Source organism: Yokenella regensburgei (assembly GCF_003634235.1).
GTDB lineage: Bacteria > Pseudomonadota > Gammaproteobacteria > Enterobacterales > Enterobacteriaceae > Yokenella > Yokenella regensburgei.
In genome coordinates, this window is record NZ_RBIZ01000004.1 from 249,078 (window position 1) to 267,423 (window position 18,346).

Here is an 18,346-nt window from a genome sequence, read left to right on the forward strand (position 1 = left end):
TCCTCAGTACAAGTTAAACTAAAACTCCAGACAAACAACGCCCCTCGTGGGGCGTTGTCGTGCTAACTTTTCTTACTTCTCCTGACGCTTCTGGTACTCGCCAGCGGCTTTCACAAAGCCAGCAAACAGCGGATGCCCATCACGCGGCGTAGAAGTAAACTCCGGGTGGAACTGACAAGCGACGAACCATGGGTGGTTCGGTACTTCAATGATCTCGACCAACTGATCATCCCCGGAACGGCCCGCAACGCGCAGGCCCGCAGCTTCAATTTGTTTCAACAGCAGGTTGTTAACTTCGTAACGGTGACGATGGCGTTCGGTAATAACCGGCGCACCGTACAGCTTGCGAACCAGGCTATCGTCAGACAGCTGGCAAGCCTGCGCGCCAAGACGCATAGTGCCGCCGAGGTCGCTTTTCTCGGTACGAACTTCAACGTTACCTTCTTCGTCACGCCACTCGGTAATGAGCGCCACAACCGGGTACTTACAGTCTGGCACAAATTCCGTTGAGTTGGCGTTTTCCATGCCAACCACGTTACGTGCGAACTCCATCAGCGCAACCTGCATACCCAGGCAAATACCCAGATACGGAATATTGTTTTCACGCGCATAGCGTGCGGTGGCAACCTTGCCTTCTACACCGCGGTAACCGAAGCCACCTGGGATAAGAATAGCATCAAGACCTTTCAGAATTTCGACACCACGTGTTTCAACATCTTGCGAATCGATCAATTTGATGTTGACGGTCAAGCGGTTCTTCAGGCCACCGTGCTTCAGCGCTTCAATCACTGATTTGTAGGCATCCGGCAGTTCAATGTACTTGCCGACCATACCAATCGTGACTTCCCCTGCCGGATTAGCTTCTTCATAGATAACCTGCTCCCATTCGGCCAGGTTAGCTTCCGGACAGTTCAAGCTGAATCGTTTACAAATATAATCGTCAAGGCCCTGTGATTTCAACAGGCCCGGGATTTTATAAATGGAATCGACGTCTTTCAGAGAAATAACGGCTTTTTCAGGAACGTTACAGAACAAAGCAATCTTGGCGCGTTCGTTGGCCGGAACGGCACGATCGGAGCGGCAAATCAGGACATCCGGCTGAATACCGATAGAAAGCAGTTCTTTAACGGAGTGCTGCGTCGGTTTGGTTTTCACTTCGCCGGCTGCAGCCATGTACGGCACCAGCGTCAGGTGCATATACAGGGTGTGTTCACGGCCGACTTCGACCGCCATCTGCCGAATCGCTTCAAGGAACGGCAGGGATTCGATATCACCCACGGTACCGCCAATCTCAACCAGCACCACGTCGTGGCCTTCGCCACCTGCGATAATGCGCTCTTTGATAGCGTTAGTGATATGCGGAATAACCTGTACGGTCGCGCCCAGATAGTCGCCACGGCGCTCTTTGCGCAGAACGTCTGAGTAGATACGGCCGGTGGTGAAGTTGTTGCGGCGTGTCATCTTGGTGCGAATGAAACGCTCATAGTGACCCAGGTCCAGATCGGTTTCAGCGCCGTCTTCAGTAACGAACACTTCCCCGTGTTGGATTGGGCTCATGGTACCCGGATCGACGTTGATGTACGGATCCAGCTTCATGATGGTCACATTGAGGCCACGGGCTTCAAGAATGGCTGCGAGGGAGGCTGCGGCAATGCCTTTACCCAGAGAGGATACGACCCCGCCGGTCACAAAAATATAGTTCGTTGTCATGCTGAACCTGAGAAGTTAGGGTGAAACGATGGAATAACCAGGACGGGAAAGTAGTATACCCGAACACGACGAGCGCCACAAACTTTCATTCTTCCACCTCTTCAGCAGGTTCACATAATTTCAGGGAGTGAGAAAATAGCCGCTTTTGAGTAATTGTTTTTGACGCAAATCAAGCGCTTGTCATTTTAAAAATCACACAAATCGCGCTTGAAGTGCAAAAGTCGTTAGAGATCAGTTTCCTGGCGTTTTACTTCCTGCCACACCGCTTCCATGGTATCGAGGTCAACGCCGGTCATTTCCAGGCCTCGCTCGGCAACAATCCTTTCCACTTCGCGGAAACGACGCTCAAATTTGAGGTTCGCTTTTTGTAACGCTACCTCGGCTTTTACCCCCAGATGGCGGGATAAATTGACCGTGGCGAACAGCAGATCGCCCATTTCCTCTTCGAGCTTAGCCTCATCCACCACCGCCTGCTGCGCTTCGTGCATGACCTCATCAATCTCTTCATGCACTTTGTCGAGCACCGGGCCCAGCGATGTCCAGTCGAAACCCACGGCAGAGCAGCGGCGCTGAATTTTATGCGAGCGCATCAGCGCCGGCAGGCTGTGCGGAATATCATCCAGCGCAGAGTGCTGAGATTTTTCAGCTCGCTCAGCACTTTTGATTTGCTCCCAGCGCGCCAGTACCTCAGTGCTGTTTTCCGCCGTCGCATCACCGAAGATGTGCGGATGGCGGCGCTCTAACTTTTCGCTGATAGCGCGGCAGATATCGTTAAAGTCAAAACGTCCTTCTTCCTGCGCCATCTGCGCGTAGAACACAACCTGGAAGAGCAGATCGCCAAGCTCACCGCGCAAATCGTCAAAATCTTCGCGGGCGATAGCGTCGAGCACTTCGTAAGTCTCTTCCAGCGTGTAGGGCGCGATAGTGGCAAACGTCTGCTCTTTATCCCACGGACAACCGTTTTCCGGGTCACGCAGGCGCTGCATAATGCCAAGCAGGCGGTCAATTTGAGTCATGGTTCTTCCTTAAATATCAACTTCCGTGCAGACGGCGAGCGTCAATCACGTCCGGCACCTGGTTCAGTTTACCGAGCACGCGGCCCAGCACCTGCAGGTTATAAATTTCAATCGTCATGTCGATGGTCGCCAGCTGCTGTTTGGTATCGCTGCGGCTGGCAACGCCAAGGACGTTCACCTTCTCGTTGGCAAGAATCGTGGTGATGTCGCGCAGCAAACCGCTGCGATCGTTCGCCACCACGCGCACCACCAGCGAGTAGCCCGCAGAGTAGCTCTCCCCCCACACCGCCTCAACAATACGTTCCGGCGCATGAGACTGCAGCTCTGCCAGCTGGTCGCAGTCGGCACGGTGCACCGAAATACCTCGCCCCTGGGTGATGAAGCCAACGATCTCGTCGCCAGGAATCGGCTGACAGCAGCGGGCGATGTGGTGCATCAGGTTACCAACCCCTTCAACCACAACCCGTCCATCGTCTTTCTTGCGGTTGCTTTGCGGCGCGTAAGTCTTCTGCTGAAGCTGTTTCAGCGCGGCGGCATCCTGCTCCGCAGCGCTGGGTTTGTTGAACTGCGACTGCAGGAAGTTAACCATCTGGTTGAGACGAATATCACCGCCACCGATGGACGCCAGCAGCTCATCCACTTCGTTAAAGTTGTAGCGCGGCAGCAGGTGTTTTTCTGCTTCCTTCAGGCTGATGCCCAACCGTTCCAGTTCGTCATCAAGGATCTGACGCCCGGCAAGGATATTTTTATCTCTGTCCTGTTTACGGAACCAGGCGTGAATTTTCGACCGTCCACGGCTGGTGGTGATATACCCGAGGTTCGGGTTCAGCCAGTCGCGGCTTGGGTTCGGCTGCTTCTGGGTGATAATTTCAATCTGATCGCCCATCTGCAGCTGATAGGTAAACGGCACGATACGCCCGCCTATTTTCGCCCCGATACAGCGGTGCCCAACGTCACTATGAATATGGTAGGCAAAGTCGAGCGGCGTGGAGCCGGCAGGTAAGTCCACAACGTCGCCCTTCGGCGTAAAGACGTAGACCCGATCGTCAAACACCTGGCTGCGCACTTCGTCGAGCATCTCGCCGGAGTCGGCCATCTCTTCCTGCCAGGCAATCAGCTTACGCAGCCAGGCGATACGGTCTTCATACCCGGAGCGCAAGCCGCTTGCTGCCCCCTCTTTGTACTTCCAGTGCGCGGCAACGCCGAGTTCGGCATCCTCGTGCATCTGACGGGTACGAATTTGAATTTCAACGGTTTTACCGCCCGGCCCCAGCACCACGGTATGGATAGACTGATAACCGTTGGGTTTTGGGTTGGCAACGTAGTCGTCGAACTCGTCCGGCAAATGACGGAAGTGAGTATGCACTATCCCCAGCGCGGCGTAGCAGTCCTGCAGACGCTCAGCGACAATTCGCACGGCGCGGACGTCAAACAGCTCGTCAAAAGCGAGGTGCTTTTTCTGCATTTTGCGCCAGATGCTGTAGATATGCTTCGGACGACCGTATACCTCGGCTTTCACCCCTTCTTCTTTGATAGAAGAGCGGAGCTTACCGACGAATTCATCAATGTAGTGCTCCCGGTCGAGACGGCGTTCGTGCAGCAGTTTCGCGATGCGTTTGTACTCTTCCGGATGCAGGTAGCGGAAGCAGTAGTCTTCAAGCTCCCATTTGAGCTGACCAATTCCGAGACGGTTCGCCAGCGGCGCGTAGATATTGGTGCACTCTTTTGCCGCCAGCACGCGCTCATCTTCCGGAGCGTCTTTTACCTCGCGCAGATGTGCCAGCCGCTCGGCGAGCTTAATGACCACGCAGCGGAAATCGTCGACCATCGCCAGCAGCATCCGGCGAACGTTGTCGACCTGCTCTGAAGAAACGGAATCATTGTGAGTGGCTTTTAACTGACGAATTGCCGCCATGTCGCGCACGCCATGGATAAGCGCCACAACAGATTTACCAAAATGCTCCTGGATGGCCTCTTCCGTTACGGCGCCGCTGTCAACCAGCGGGAAAAGCAGTGCCGCGCGCAGCGTGTCGCTGTCCATGCTGAGCATTGACAGGATCTCCACCATCTCAACCCCGCGCCACAGCAGCAGGTCGGCGTCAGCATGTCCTTCGGTTTGCTCACGACAATAGGTCCATGTCTCGGCTAAGCGTTCACACGTCTGCTGGCTGGTGTTACCCAGGCTCGCAATCCACTTTTGCGGATCAAATTCGCCAGCTTTATTTATATGTGCACTTCTTACCGCAACCATTGTCCTCTCCTTTTGGGACCGGGCCTGGCGAATTCGACAAGCCTTGATTCATTAAATGTGCTCGAACAACACCATCGACTCCAGGTGCCCTGTGTGCGGGAACATATCCAGCATCGCCAGACGCCCAATCCGATAACCCGCCTGCAATAGCGCCTCGCTGTCTCGAGCAAGCGTTGCCGGGTTACAGGAAACATAGACCACACGTTTCGGTGCAAGTTTGATTATGTGCTGCATTACGCCTGGCGCACCGGCACGCGCCGGATCGAGCAGGACCTTATCAAAGCCGTGCTGCGCCCACGTTTGCCGGGTAACATCTTCCTCCAGATTTTCGTGAAAGAAGGTCACATTGTGTAAATGATTCAACGCCGCGTTCTGCTGCCCTTTCTCAACCAGAGCAGGTACCCCTTCGACCCCCACCACCTCAGCGGCACGCTGGGCCAGCGGGAGCGTAAAGTTACCCATTCCGCAGAACAGGTCGAGCACGCGATCGTCTGGCTGAACATCGAGCCAGGACAGCGCCGTCGCGACCATTTGCTGGTTCACGTTGTCGTTTACCTGGATGAAGTCGCGCGGACTGAACGTTAAGCGTAGACCGTTTGACGTATACCATGGCGTTTCACCATACACGTGCTCCAGTATCTCGCTTTGCGGGGCCAGATACAGCGCAAGTGCGTGAGTATGCGAAAAGCGTTCCAGTTTTTCTTTGTCGGCAGCAGGCAGCGCTGCCGTATGGCGTAGCACCATCAGCGGGCCGTTATCGGCCAGCACCAGCTCGACGTGGCCCAGCTGACGAGCAGATTTCAGGCTACTCAGACATTCCCGCAGCGGCGCGAGCAGCGCCTCAAGTTGGGGCACCAAAATGGGGCATTGCCCCACATCGATGATGTCGCTGGCATTGGCTTTACGAAACCCCATCTGCAGTTGCTGGGTTTTCGGCTGGTAATTCAGGCTGAGACGCGCCCGACGACGATAGCCCCAGGGCGTTCCGGCAATCACTTCATCAACGTCATGTTTCATCAGACGCGCAAGCGCTGCCCGCTTGCTGCGCTGCTGCAGGTCAACAGAGGCATGTTGTTGCTGGCAGCCGCCGCAGGTTCCGAAGTGCCGACATTTCGGCTTTTCACGCTCCGGGCTATCATTTAGTCGACGTTTTACCTGTGCGCGGGCATACTGCTTTTTATCTTCGGTGAGCGTCACCTCCGCGCTTTCCTGCGGCAGTAAGCCACTCACAAACAGCGCTTTTCCGTTATGGCGGGCCACGCCCTGACCGAAGGGATCGAGGTCATTGACCGTCACGGTTATGATCTGGCGCGTCGTCACGCGCCGTTTTGCAGAGTAGAATTGCGCCATTGTAGAGATTTGTCTCGAACGTACATATTGACTCACATTCTCCCATAACGGAACTCCATGACCAACTACAGCCTGCGTGCTCGCATGATGATTCTGATCCTGGCACCGACCGTACTGATTGGTTTGCTGCTCAGTATCTTCTTTGTGGTACACCGCTATAACGATCTACAGCGTCAACTGGAAGACGCCGGAGCCAGTATTATTGAACCTCTCGCGGTTTCAAGCGAGTACGGCATGAACCTGCAAAATCGTGAGGCCATTGGCCAACTGATTAGCGTTCTGCATCGCCGCCATTCCGATATTGTGCGGGCGATTTCAGTGTACGATGAACACAACCGTCTGTTTGTTACCTCCAACTACCAGCTGGATCCGGGTCAGCTACAGTTGCCAAAAGACGCGCCCTTCCCACGAAGGTTGAGCGTGGCACGCCACGGCGACATTATGATCCTGCGCACGCCGATAATCTCCGAGAGCTATTCTCCTGATGAATCGCCAGAGTCTGACGCCAAAACTCCGGTCAACATGCTGGGCTACGTGGCACTGGAGCTCGATCTCAAGTCGGTACGTCTGCAGCAGTACAAAGAGATTTTTATCTCAAGCGTCATGATGCTGTTCTGTATCGGTATTGCGCTCATATTTGGCTGGCGGCTGATGCGTGATGTAACCGGCCCAATCCGAAATATGGTCAATACCGTTGACCGCATCCGCCGGGGGCAGCTCGACAGCCGCGTCGAAGGTTTTATGCTCGGCGAACTGGATATGCTGAAAAACGGCATCAACTCGATGGCGATGTCGCTTGCCGCCTATCACGAGGAGATGCAGCACAACGTTGACCAGGCGACCTCCGATCTGCGCGAAACCTTAGAGCAGATGGAGATCCAGAACGTTGAGCTTGATCTGGCGAAAAAGCGCGCCCAGGAAGCCGCGCGAATCAAATCCGAATTCCTGGCCAATATGTCTCACGAACTGCGTACACCGCTTAACGGGGTGATTGGTTTCACGCGCCTGACGCTGAAAACTGACCTCACCACCACTCAGCGCGATCACCTGAACACCATCGAACGCTCGGCGAATAATCTGCTGGCTATCATCAACGACGTGCTGGACTTCTCCAAGCTGGAGGCCGGGAAGCTCATTCTTGAGAGTATTCCGTTCCCGCTGCGTAACACCCTTGATGAGATTGTCACTCTGCTGGCGCATTCGGCACACGACAAAAACCTTGAGCTGACGCTTAACATCAAAAACGATGTGCCGGACAACGTCATTGGCGATCCGCTGCGCCTGCAGCAGGTGATCACCAACCTGGTGGGAAATGCCATCAAGTTTACCGAAAGCGGCAATATCGACGTTCTGGTTGAGAAGCGCGCACTCAGCAATACCAAGGTGCAGATTGAAGTACAGATCCGCGATACCGGCATTGGTATTCCGGAGCGCGACCAGTCGCGGCTGTTCCAGGCGTTCCGTCAGGCCGATGCCAGTATCTCCCGCCGCCACGGCGGTACCGGGTTAGGCCTCGTCATTACCCAGAAGCTGGTAAAAGAGATGGGTGGCGATATCTCATTCCACAGCCAGCCTAACCGCGGCTCCACCTTCTGGTTCCACATAAACCTCGATCTCAATCCGAACGTCGTTTCCGATGGCCCGTTAACCGATTGTCTGGTCGGTAAGCGTCTGGCCTACGTTGAAGCCAACGCGGCGGCGGCGCAATCGACGCTGGATCTGCTGGCCACCACGCCGCTCGAGGTGGTCTACAGCCCGACGTTCTCGGCGCTACCGCAGGATCACTACGACATCCTGCTCATCGCCATTCCGGTGTCGATGCGCGATCTGGATGCGCACTATGACAAGCTCGCTATCGCGCGTTCGATGACGGATTACCTGCTGCTGGCGCTTCCTTGCCACGCTCAGGTCAGCGCGGAGATGCTCAAACAAAACGGCGCAGCCGCCTGTCTGCTAAAACCGTTAACCGCCACTCGTCTGCTGCCGGCGTTGACGGCCTATGGTCGTCACAGTCAGCCGGTACCACCGCTGTTGGTGGATAACAACAAGCTGCCGATGACGGTTATGGCGGTGGACGATAACCCGGCAAACCTGAAGCTCATCGGCGTACTGCTTGAGGATCAGGTGCAGTACGTTACGCTTTGCGATAGCGGTAAGCAGGCCATCGAGCGCGCTAAACAGATGCAGTTGGATCTGATCCTGATGGATATTCAGATGCCCGATATGGACGGCATTCGTGCCTGTGAGCTTATCCGCCAGCTACCACACCAGCAGCAGACGCCGGTGATTGCGGTCACCGCCCACGCGATGGCGGGGCAAAAAGAGAAGCTGCTGAGCGCCGGGATGAACGACTATCTGGCAAAGCCGATAGAAGAGAACAAACTGCGCAACCTGCTGCTGCGCTACAAGCCCGGCTACAACGTATCTAACGCTCTGACATCGCAGGAATCCCCGGAGCCCGCCGTCAACATCAACGCGACGCTCGACTGGCAGCTGGCGCTGCGCCAGGCGGCTGGAAAGCCGGATCTGGCGCGAGAAATGCTGCAGATGCTGGTGGCGTTCCTGCCGGAGATCCGTAACAAAGTTGAAGAGCAGTTAGTCGGCGAAGCGCCGGAAGGGCTGATTGATGCCATTCACAAACTGCACGGTAGCTGTGGTTATAGCGGCGTGCCGCGGCTGAAAAACCTGTGCAATCTGATTGAGGGGCAGCTACGCAATGGAACCCCGGCGGATGAACTGGAGCCGGAGTTCCTGGAATTGCTGGACGAGATGGATAACGTTACGCGCGAAGCGCGTCGGTTAATTGACTGACGGCGCTTACCGTCAGCTGAGGAGCGTCGCCCACTGTTCAACCCACGGGTTGGAGACGCTTTCCGGCTCCGGATCTTCGCTGGCATCAATCATCAACATGTCACCAATCCGCTGGGCGCCCTGCTCCTGCAGCAGGGCGTCAAAGCGTTTGCCGCCACCGCAGAAATTCGCATAGGTGCTGTCGCCAAGCGCGATAATGCCGTAGCGCATATGCGGCTGATACATATCTTTGATCCCCTCATACAGCGGGACGATGCTGTCCGGCAGATCGCCCTGCCCGGTTGTCGAAGTGACCACCAGCGCGTATTTCCCGGTGTACGACTCCCAGTCGCCCACCTCAGGATCTTCATAGACCGTCGCCTTATGGCCAAGACCCGTCAGGATGGTTTCTGCCTCTTCGGCAACCAGCAGCGCGTTTCCGTACATCGTGCCGACAAAAATACCAATCTCCGCCATGATTCACTCCCTGTTTAACGTTTAATTAACTCATCCTGACCGCTGACAGCATTAAACTCAACCCTTTCATTTATCGGGAGAAGCCCGCGCCAGCCAAAGTGTGACAGCGCCTGCATCCAGACGCTGTCGAACCCGGCGTGCAGCGTTAAAGGTTCGTGAGTAAAAGGATGGGTCAGGCTGAGGGAGCTCGCATGCAGCATCAGGCGATGACAGCCGAAATGCTCGGCCGCACTGCGGTTCTGGCGCAGGTCACCGTGCTTGCTGTCGCCAATAATGGGGTGACGAAGGTGGCTCAGATGGCGGCGCAGCTGATGTTTACGCCCGGTTTTCGGTTCCAGCTCGACAAGACCATAGCGGGTTGTCGGGTAGCGACCCGTAGCCACCGGCATTTCTACCGTTGCCAGGCCACGATAATGGGTGACTGCCGGTTGCGGATCTTTATTCTCACGGGCGAACTTATCGGCGATTTTATCGAGCTCTTCCACCAGCGGGTAGTCCAGCACCGCGTCGTCGGTCAGCCAGCCGCGTACGACCGCATGGTAGCGTTTCTGGATCTGATGTTGCTCGAACTGCTGCGACAAACGTCGTCCGGCCTCGCTCGACAACCCCATCAGCAGAACGCCCGAGGTAGGGCGATCGAGACGATGAGCGGTAAACACGTGCTGGCCAATCTGGTCACGCACGGTCTGCATGACCACCACTTTTTCATCGCGATCGAGCCAGCTACGATGCACCAGCCAGCCCGACGGTTTGTTGACCGCCACCAGCCACTCGTCCTGATAGATAATTTCCAGCATCAGGCGCTACCATCCGGGAACAGCGCATCGAGCGCCACCAGCTCGGGCAGAATATGCTCACGCAGAGGGTGGCTGGCATCCAGCGCAATTTCGTAATACGGCGCTACCGCGAAACTCGTCGGTAGCGGCTGGGCGTTATCCAGCAGTTGATGCATACGTGGGATAAGCACCCACTGCAGCCACTCAAGCGGCTCGAGGGTATCCATGCAAAACGGCTGATCGCTCAAAAATGCGCTCTGCGCCGGTGCGGTTTCCTGCCAGTGCTGGTGCAGGCGCAGTACCGTTTCGATGGCGCGCAGTTGGGTGCGTACGTTGTCGTGAAGCGTCATGAGAACCTCGGAAGCATAAAATCTGGCGCGAAGAATAGCACTGGTGGAGGAAAAACAAAAAAAGGGAGCACTGTTTACACAGTGCTCCCGGTTCGTTTCGCAGCATTCCGGCTACTTTTGGTGCTCCCTGCTCATCCTTGACAACTTTTCCTGAGGGTCTCCTGACCCGTGTTCATCCGTAAACCAGTGCATCCTGCTTCGCACCACCCCGATGCGAAATTGCTAATCCCTGAGCAAATCCTTTGATCTTCCTGATCCACCGAACATCCCGACCGGCTCTCGTTCTCCCTCCTGGAGGTGTCCTTTAACGCGTTCCTGCGTTGTCCACTTGCTTCATCCTGAAGCCTTTCCCTGCAGCACCGTCCTGGTGTGTTCCTGAAACGTCATCATCCTGATGTTCGTTTCTCTGTGCGACTTCCTGTCGACGGACATAGAATCTCTTATTCCGTATCGTCTTACAAGCCCACTCCAGGACAAATACCCAGAGTCTATTTCATTCGAAAGTGAAAGGTTATTACCTTAACTTATTGAATTTGTTCGAATGAGTGCGTCAGACGTCCTACGCGGCTTACCCTTGTCCAGGCGATCTCTCACAGTGCGTGTAAGAGATCTCTCACAAGGTCTGTAGCAAACTGGATTACAGAAGAGGCTCAAGTTGATTGAGAAAGCTCGCAAGAGAGGGAGCCAGCACCGTGCGATTGCGCGTTCCGAGGGTCTCTTTGATGACTTCGCCTGAGATATTACAGACCGAAATCACGTCCAGTTCGCTCGCCAGGGTGGCAATGAACAACGTCGGAGAGAGCTTCAGACGTTTTTGCGTTACCAGATGACCAATCAGATTTTCCTGTACCCGACGAAAGTCGTCCGGACTCCAGGTCTGCAGTAACGTCAGCGAGTCGCCGGCAAACCGGGCATGCATATCGCCCGCGTACTGAGTGGTATAATAACTATGAAGCGGCTGTTGTACCACAATGTCCATTGCACGTTCAACCGCATTTAGGTTCTGCTCAAGATCAAAGGGTTGTGGCTGCCAGTACACGGCATCCTCAGTGCTGGAAATAATGCAGGGCGACGGCACGCCGTGCAGATCTTCACTGAGCGGCCAGCTATCACGAGCCTGATGCCATGCCTCACAATAACGTTGGGTAAATGCCTGCAGCGCTTCTGCGGTCTGATTTGCCACCGATTTCTCTCTTCTCTTTAGCCAGGGTACACTTGCGCGATAGTGTACCTGCTTTATAACGGTGAAACATGTCCTCTTACGAAAATCATCAGGCGCTGTCGGGGCTGACGCTCGGCAAAGCCACCGACTACCGCGACATCTACGATGCCAGCCTGCTGCAGGGCGTACCCCGTAGTCTGAACCGCGATCCGCTCGGTCTGCATGCCGATAGCCTGCCTTTTCACGGCGCGGATATCTGGACGCTCTACGAACTGTCATGGCTTAACGCTCGCGGCCTGCCGCAGGTGGCAGTCGGCCACGTTGAGCTTAGCGACAGAACGGTAAACCTCATTGAATCAAAGAGCTTTAAGCTCTATCTCAACAGCTTCAACCAGACGCGTTTTGCAAGTCTGGAAGAGGTGCGAGACACTCTGGAGCGCGATCTCAGCGCCTGCGCACAGGGCAAGGTGAGCGTCGCGTTGTACCAGTTGGATGAAATTGAAGGGCAGCCGATAGCTCACTTCCACGGTACCTGCATCGATAATCAGGATATCGAAATCGATAACTACCAGTTCAGCACCGACTACCTGGAGAATGCCGCCAGCGGCAAAGTGGTGGAAGAGACGCTGGTCAGCCATCTTTTGAAATCAAACTGCCTGATTACCCACCAGCCTGACTGGGGGTCCGTGCAAATTCAGTATCGCGGGCCGAAAATCGACCGTGAAAAGCTGCTGCGTTATCTGGTGTCGTTCCGCCACCATAACGAGTTTCACGAGCAGTGTGTCGAGCGCATTTTCAATGACATCCAGCGCTTGTGCCAGCCCGAGACCCTGAGCGTTTATGCACGCTACACGCGTCGCGGCGGTCTGGACATCAACCCGTGGCGCACCAATACCAACTTTGTTCCCGCCACCGGACGTCTCGTCCGTCAGTAATCAATTCTTACTCAACAGGCGCGGAAATAGTCCGCGCTTCCCCTTGTAGAAACAGATCCGGCAAGGCTATTGTAATCCATAGGGAAAGACGATACTTGTCCCGTAAGGAGTTCACTTGATTACACATATTAGCCCGCTTGGCTCTATGGATATGCTATCGCAGCTGGAAGTTGACATGCTAAAAAGCAACGCCAGCAGCGATTTGTATCAACTGTTTCGCAACTGCTCACTGGCCGTACTTAACTCCGGTAGTCTGACCGATAACAGTAAAGAGCTACTTTCTCGCTTCGAGAGTTTTGATATCAACGTGTTACGTCGTGAACGTGGCGTAAAACTGGAACTTATCAATCCGCCGGAAGAGGCATTTGTCGACGGACGTATTATTCGCTCTTTGCAGGCCAACCTGTTCGCCGTACTGCGCGATATTTTGTTCGTTTACGGACAAATTCATAACACCGTCCGCTTCCCGAATCTGGATCTCGAGAGCTCCACCCATATCACTAACCTGGTATTCTCGATTCTGCGTAACGCCCGTGCGCTGCACGTTGGCGAGGCACCGAGCATGGTGGTGTGCTGGGGTGGCCACTCTATCAACGAAAATGAGTACCTGTACGCCCGCCGCGTCGGAACCCAACTGGGCCTGCGCGAGCTGAATATCTGCACCGGCTGTGGTCCTGGTGCGATGGAAGCGCCGATGAAAGGTGCCGCCGTCGGTCACGCGCAGCAACGATACAAAGAAGGCCGTTTCATTGGTATGACCGAACCTTCTATCATTGCCGCCGAGCCGCCTAACCCGCTGGTGAACGAACTCATCATCATGCCGGACATCGAAAAACGCCTTGAGGCGTTTGTACGTCTGGCTCACGGGATAATCATCTTCCCGGGTGGGGTCGGAACCGCAGAAGAGTTGCTGTATCTGTTGGGTATTCTGATGAACCCAGCCAACAAAGACCAGGTACTGCCGCTCATCCTCACCGGCCCGAAAGAAAGCGCCGACTACTTCCGCGTACTCGATGAATTTATCGTTCATACGCTGGGGGAAAGCGCGCGTCGCCACTATCGCATTATCATCGACGATGCGGCAGAGGTTGCTCGTCAGATGAAGAAAGCCATGCCGCTGGTGAAAGAGAACCGCCGTGATACCGGTGATGCCTACAGCTTCAACTGGTCGATTCGTATTGCGCCGGACCTGCAACAGCCGTTTGAGCCGTCGCATGAGAATATGGCGAACCTGAAGCTCTACCCTGACCAGCCGGTGGAAGTGCTGGCCGCCGACCTGCGCCGCGCCTTCTCTGGCATCGTGGCGGGGAACGTTAAACAGGTAGGCATTCAGGCGATTGAGAAGTATGGTCCGTACAAAATCCACGGTGACAGCGAAATGATGCGCCGCATGGACGATCTGCTGCAGGGATTTGTGGCTCAGCACCGCATGAAACTCCCGGGCTCTGCCTACATACCATGTTACGAGATTTGTTCCTGATAACACCCTCAGGGCGGCGAAAAAGCCGCCCTTCTCTTTTCTTACCTAAACTTTCCGAAACGACCAGTTATCATTCTGATAAAAGTTCTATTTATCACTAAAAAGCGTGATAAACCGTCTAAAAACGCCACTTCCGTCACTTTTCCCAGTTTAAAAATCGCTTTGCCATCAAGGCACTACCTCTGTATATCCCGCTTCCAGCGACATTTGCGCCAATAAAATTCTATGTGTTTTTAATTTTTAGGTTGATGGTCTAAGAACAGACACATTGATAGTATAATATCGCAATTGAGATCGCGATCACTGATACATTGACAACTTGAATGTATCTTTCCGCCCATTAATAGTGACAGGTGAAAACTACAAAAAAACCGTTGTTGAGCGGATTTTTAATCATTGTTAGCAGTTTATTAAATAGATTCGATTGATTCCTCCAGGAGATACAGATGGAAAACACTCAAACCAGCACCATTGCTTCGGTAGAAACCCGAAGCGCATGGCGTAAAACGGACACCATGTGGATGCTGGGCCTTTACGGCACTGCTATCGGCGCGGGCGTTCTGTTCCTGCCGATTAACGCCGGTGTAGGCGGTATGATCCCGCTTATCATCATGGCAATCCTTGCTTTCCCGATGACTTTCTTCGCACACCGCGGCATGACCCGCTTCGTGCTTTCCGGTAAAAACCCGGGCGAAGACATCACTGAAGTAGTTGAAGAACACTTTGGCGTTGGCGCAGGTAAAATCATCACCCTGCTGTACTTCTTCGCTATCTACCCGATCCTGCTGGTTTACAGCGTGGCAATCACCAACACCGTAGACAGCTTCATCACCCACCAGCTGGGTATGACTGCTCCGCCGCGTGCTATCCTCTCCCTGATCCTTATCATCGGCATGATGACCATCGTGCGCTTCGGTGAGAAAATGATCGTTAAGGCGATGAGCATCCTGGTGTTCCCGTTCGTTATCGCTCTGATGCTGCTGGCGCTGTACCTGATCCCTGAGTGGAACGGTGCTGCACTGGAAACCCTGTCTTTCAGCAGCGCAGCATCTACCGGCAAAGGCCTGTGGCTGACCCTGTGGCTGGCTATCCCGGTGATGGTGTTCTCCTTCAACCACTCTCCGATCATCTCCTCCTTCGCGGTAGCGAAGCGTGAAGAGTACGGCGACGGTGCAGAGAAAAAATGTTCCAGCATCCTGGCCCGCGCGCACATCATGATGGTTATTACCGTGATGTTCTTCGTGTTCAGCTGCGTACTGAGCCTCACCCCGGCAGACCTGGCTGCGGCAAAAGATCAGAACATCTCTATCCTGTCTTACCTGGCAAACCACTTTAACGCACCGCTGATTGCGTGGATGGCTCCTATCATTGCGATGATTGCTATCACCAAATCCTTCCTCGGCCACTATCTGGGCGCACGTGAAGGCTTCAACGGTATGGTTATCAAGTCTCTGCGCGGTAAAGGCAAGACCATTGAAATCAACAAACTGAACAAAATCACCGCGCTGTTCATGCTGGTGACGACCTGGGCAGTAGCGACCCTGAACCCAAGCATCCTGGGTATGATTGAAACCCTGGGCGGCCCGGTTATCGCGATGATCCTGTTCCTGATGCCGATGTACGCGATTCAGAAAGTACCGGCAATGCGTAAATACAGCGGCCACATCAGCAACGCCTTCGTTGTTATCATGGGCCTCATCGCTATCTCCGCTATCTTCTACTCTCTGTTCAGCTAATCCCCCGCGCCGCCTTCGGGCGGCGCCAATCTCTTCAGGAATGGACGCATTATGATCAGCGTATTCGATATTTTCAAAATCGGCATTGGTCCTTCCAGCTCCCACACCGTTGGGCCAATGAAAGCGGGCAAGCAATTCACGGACGACCTGATTGCACGCGGGATCCTCAATGATGTAACCCGCGTAGTCGTCGACGTGTACGGCTCGCTCTCCCTGACCGGTAAAGGTCACCACACCGATATCGCCATTATCATGGGCCTGGCGGGTAACCTGCCGGACACCGTCGATATCGATGCTATCCCGGGCTTTATTCAGGACGTGAACACTCACGGCCGACTGCTGCTGGCAAACGGTCAGCACGAAGTCGAGTTCCCGGTTGACCACTGCATGAACTTCCACACCGACAACCTTTCTCTGCATGAGAACGGTATGCGCATCACTGCGCTTAGCGGAGAAAAAGTTGTTCACAGCAAAACCTATTACTCCATCGGCGGCGGCTTTATCGTCGACGAAGAACATTTTGGTCAGTCCAACAGCGCGCCGGTAGAAGTTCCTTACCCGTACAGCTCTGCGGCTGATCTGCAGCGCCACTGCCAGGAATCCGGACTGTCACTCTCCGGCCTGATGATGAAGAACGAGCTGGCGCTGCACAGCAAAGAAGAGCTGGAGCAGCACTTCGCCAGCGTCTGGGAAGTCATGCACAGCGGTATCGAGCGTGGCATCACCACCGAAGGCGTGCTGCCGGGCAAGCTGCGCGTTCCGCGCCGTGCCGCCGCGCTGCGCCGCATGCTGGTAAGCCAGGACAAAACCACCAGCGATCCAATGGCGGTTGTTGACTGGATCAACATGTTTGCCCTCGCGGTAAACGAAGAGAACGCTGCCGGTGGCCGCGTAGTGACTGCACCGACTAACGGCGCCTGTGGCATCGTTCCAGCCGTGCTGGCGTACTACGACAAGTTCATCCGTGAAGTGAACGCCAACTCACTGGCACGCTACATGCTGGTGGCAAGCGCTATCGGTTCACTGTACAAAATGAACGCCTCTATCTCTGGCGCAGAAGTCGGCTGTCAGGGTGAAGTCGGTGTTGCCTGCTCCATGGCGGCGGCAGGCCTGGCAGAACTGCTGGGCGGTAGCCCGATGCAGGTGTGCATTGCCGCGGAAATCGGCATGGAGCATAACCTGGGACTGACCTGCGATCCGGTTGCCGGACAAGTACAGGTACCGTGCATCGAACGTAACGCCATTGCCGCAGTAAAAGCGGTCAACGCCGCACGTATGGCACTGCGCCGTACCAGCGAGCCGCGCGTATGTCTCGATAAAGTTATCGAAACCATGTACGAAACCGGGAAAGACATGAACGCCAAATACCGCGAAACCTCACGCGGTGGTCTGGCGATGAAGATTGTCACCTGCGATTAAGCCCCCTCAGATGCCTCGTTTTGCGAGGCATCTTCCGGATTATCCGCACCTACATAGCCTCCTGCCGCTCGCGATGTTACCCTTAGCGCATCTGTTCAGGGAGGAAAACCATGGCCGTCCATCTGCTTATCGTTGATGCACTCAATCTGATTCGCCGCATACACGCGGTGCAGGGCTCTCCCTGTGCGGAGACCTGCCTGCATGCGCTGGAGCAACTCCTCGTCCACAGCCAGCCTACGCATGCGGTAGCGGTATTTGATGACGAGGCCCGCAGCCACGGCTGGCGGCACCAGCTATTGCCGGATTACAAAGCCGGCCGCCCTCCCATGCCGGACACGCTGCATGATGAAATGCCGTCATTACGCGCCGCGTTTGAAGCACGCGGTATCCGTTGCTGGGCATCAGAAGGGGACGAAGCGGACGACCTGGCGGCAACGCTGGCGGTGAAAGTGGCGAAAGCCGGGCATCAGGCGACGATTGTGTCGACTGACAAAGGTTACTGCCAGCTACTCTCCCCCACCGTTCGCATTCGCGACTATTTCCAGAAGCGCTGGCTGGATGCACCGTTTATTGCCAGTGAGTTTGGCGTCAATCCGCAGCAGCTACCAGACTACTGGGGGCTTGCGGGCATCAGCAGTTCGAAGATCCCAGGCGTTGCCGGAATTGGCCCGAAGAGCGCTACCCAGCTTCTGAGCGAGTTTCCAACCCTGGAAGCACTGTATGAGAATCTGGAGGCGGTGCCGGAGAAATGGCGTAAAAAGCTGGTGGAGCATCGGGAGATGGCGTTTATTTGCCGCCAGGTGGCGCAGCTGAAAACGGATTTAACCCTTGACGGGAATTTACAGCAGCTGCGGTTGAGCTGATTACCCTCTCCCAAAGGAGAGGGTAAAGAGA

14 protein-coding genes are annotated in these 18,346 nt (G+C 55.0%); 6 read left to right on the forward strand and 8 right to left on the reverse strand.

Annotation, left to right across the window (positions count from 1 at the left end; genetic code table 11):
* Positions 1–72 precede the first annotated feature (72 nt).
* The 4 genes from pyrG to rlmD all read right to left on the reverse strand — a co-directional run bounded on the left by pyrG (position 73) and on the right by rlmD (position 6,327).
* Positions 73–1,710, reverse strand: coding sequence for a glutamine hydrolyzing CTP synthase (gene pyrG, locus C7387_RS12620; RefSeq protein WP_006818493.1), 1,638 nt, complete (start codon positions 1,708–1,710; stop codon positions 73–75).
* Between the two features lie 224 nt (positions 1,711–1,934).
* Positions 1,935–2,726, reverse strand: coding sequence for a nucleoside triphosphate pyrophosphohydrolase (gene mazG / locus C7387_RS12625; protein ID WP_006818492.1), 792 nt, complete (start codon positions 2,724–2,726; stop codon positions 1,935–1,937).
* Between the two features lie 16 nt (positions 2,727–2,742).
* Positions 2,743–4,977, reverse strand: coding sequence for a GTP diphosphokinase (gene relA / locus C7387_RS12630; RefSeq protein WP_006818491.1), 2,235 nt, complete (start codon positions 4,975–4,977; stop codon positions 2,743–2,745).
* 51 nt (positions 4,978–5,028) lie between these two features.
* Positions 5,029–6,327 (reverse strand): 23S rRNA (uracil(1939)-C(5))-methyltransferase RlmD, encoded by a 1,299-nt coding sequence (gene rlmD / locus C7387_RS12635; protein WP_120816817.1) that lies wholly within the window; start codon positions 6,325–6,327, stop codon positions 5,029–5,031.
* Positions 6,328–6,384: 57 nt separating this feature from the next.
* On the opposite strand from rlmD, the gene barA reads away from it, so the two are divergent.
* On the forward strand, positions 6,385–9,138 hold the full coding sequence (gene barA, locus C7387_RS12640; protein ID WP_120816818.1) for a two-component sensor histidine kinase BarA: 2,754 nt from the start codon (positions 6,385–6,387) through the stop codon (positions 9,136–9,138).
* 12 nt (positions 9,139–9,150) lie between these two features.
* Here the strand turns inward: barA and C7387_RS12645 are convergent, their stop codons facing one another.
* The 4 genes from C7387_RS12645 to syd form a co-directional block, all read right to left on the reverse strand.
* Positions 9,151–9,594 carry a flavodoxin gene (locus tag C7387_RS12645; RefSeq protein WP_006818488.1) on the reverse strand — a complete coding sequence of 148 codons (444 nt, stop codon included), beginning with the start codon at positions 9,592–9,594 and terminating at the stop codon, positions 9,151–9,153.
* Between the two features lie 14 nt (positions 9,595–9,608).
* Positions 9,609–10,391, reverse strand: a complete 783-nt coding sequence (gene truC, locus C7387_RS12650; RefSeq protein ID WP_006818487.1) for a tRNA pseudouridine(65) synthase TruC — start codon at positions 10,389–10,391, stop codon at positions 9,609–9,611.
* Positions 10,391–10,720, reverse strand: a complete 330-nt coding sequence (locus C7387_RS12655; RefSeq protein ID WP_006818486.1) for a YqcC family protein — start codon at positions 10,718–10,720, stop codon at positions 10,391–10,393. Before C7387_RS12655 ends, truC begins: the two co-directional genes overlap by 1 nt.
* Before the next feature lie 637 nt (positions 10,721–11,357).
* Entirely contained in the window at positions 11,358–11,903 is a 546-nt protein-coding gene (gene syd, locus C7387_RS12665) for a SecY-interacting protein (RefSeq protein WP_120816819.1), read from the reverse strand.
* Between the two features lie 68 nt (positions 11,904–11,971).
* Between syd and queF the strand changes: the two genes are divergently transcribed.
* The 5 genes from queF (at position 11,972) to xni (ending at position 18,315) form a co-directional block, all read left to right on the forward strand.
* The gene (gene queF, locus C7387_RS12670) at positions 11,972–12,817 is read left to right on the forward strand and encodes an NADPH-dependent 7-cyano-7-deazaguanine reductase QueF (protein ID WP_120816820.1); all 846 of its coding nucleotides are present in this window, start codon (positions 11,972–11,974) and stop codon (positions 12,815–12,817) included.
* A gap of 115 nt (positions 12,818–12,932) precedes the next feature.
* Complete coding sequence (ppnN, locus tag C7387_RS12675; protein WP_038255352.1) at positions 12,933–14,297, forward strand: nucleotide 5'-monophosphate nucleosidase PpnN; 1,365 nt, start codon at positions 12,933–12,935, stop codon at positions 14,295–14,297.
* A 446-nt stretch (positions 14,298–14,743) separates the two neighbouring features.
* Positions 14,744–16,033 carry an HAAAP family serine/threonine permease gene (locus C7387_RS12680; RefSeq protein WP_006818482.1) on the forward strand — a complete coding sequence of 430 codons (1,290 nt, stop codon included), beginning with the start codon at positions 14,744–14,746 and terminating at the stop codon, positions 16,031–16,033.
* A gap of 51 nt (positions 16,034–16,084) precedes the next feature.
* Positions 16,085–17,452: an L-serine ammonia-lyase gene (locus tag C7387_RS12685; RefSeq protein ID WP_006818481.1), complete on the forward strand. Its 1,368-nt coding sequence runs from the start codon at positions 16,085–16,087 to the stop codon at positions 17,450–17,452.
* Positions 17,453–17,562: 110 nt separating this feature from the next.
* Entirely contained in the window at positions 17,563–18,315 is a 753-nt protein-coding gene (xni, locus tag C7387_RS12690) for a flap endonuclease Xni (protein WP_006818480.1), read from the forward strand.
* The last annotated feature ends 31 nt before the right edge of the window (positions 18,316–18,346 follow it).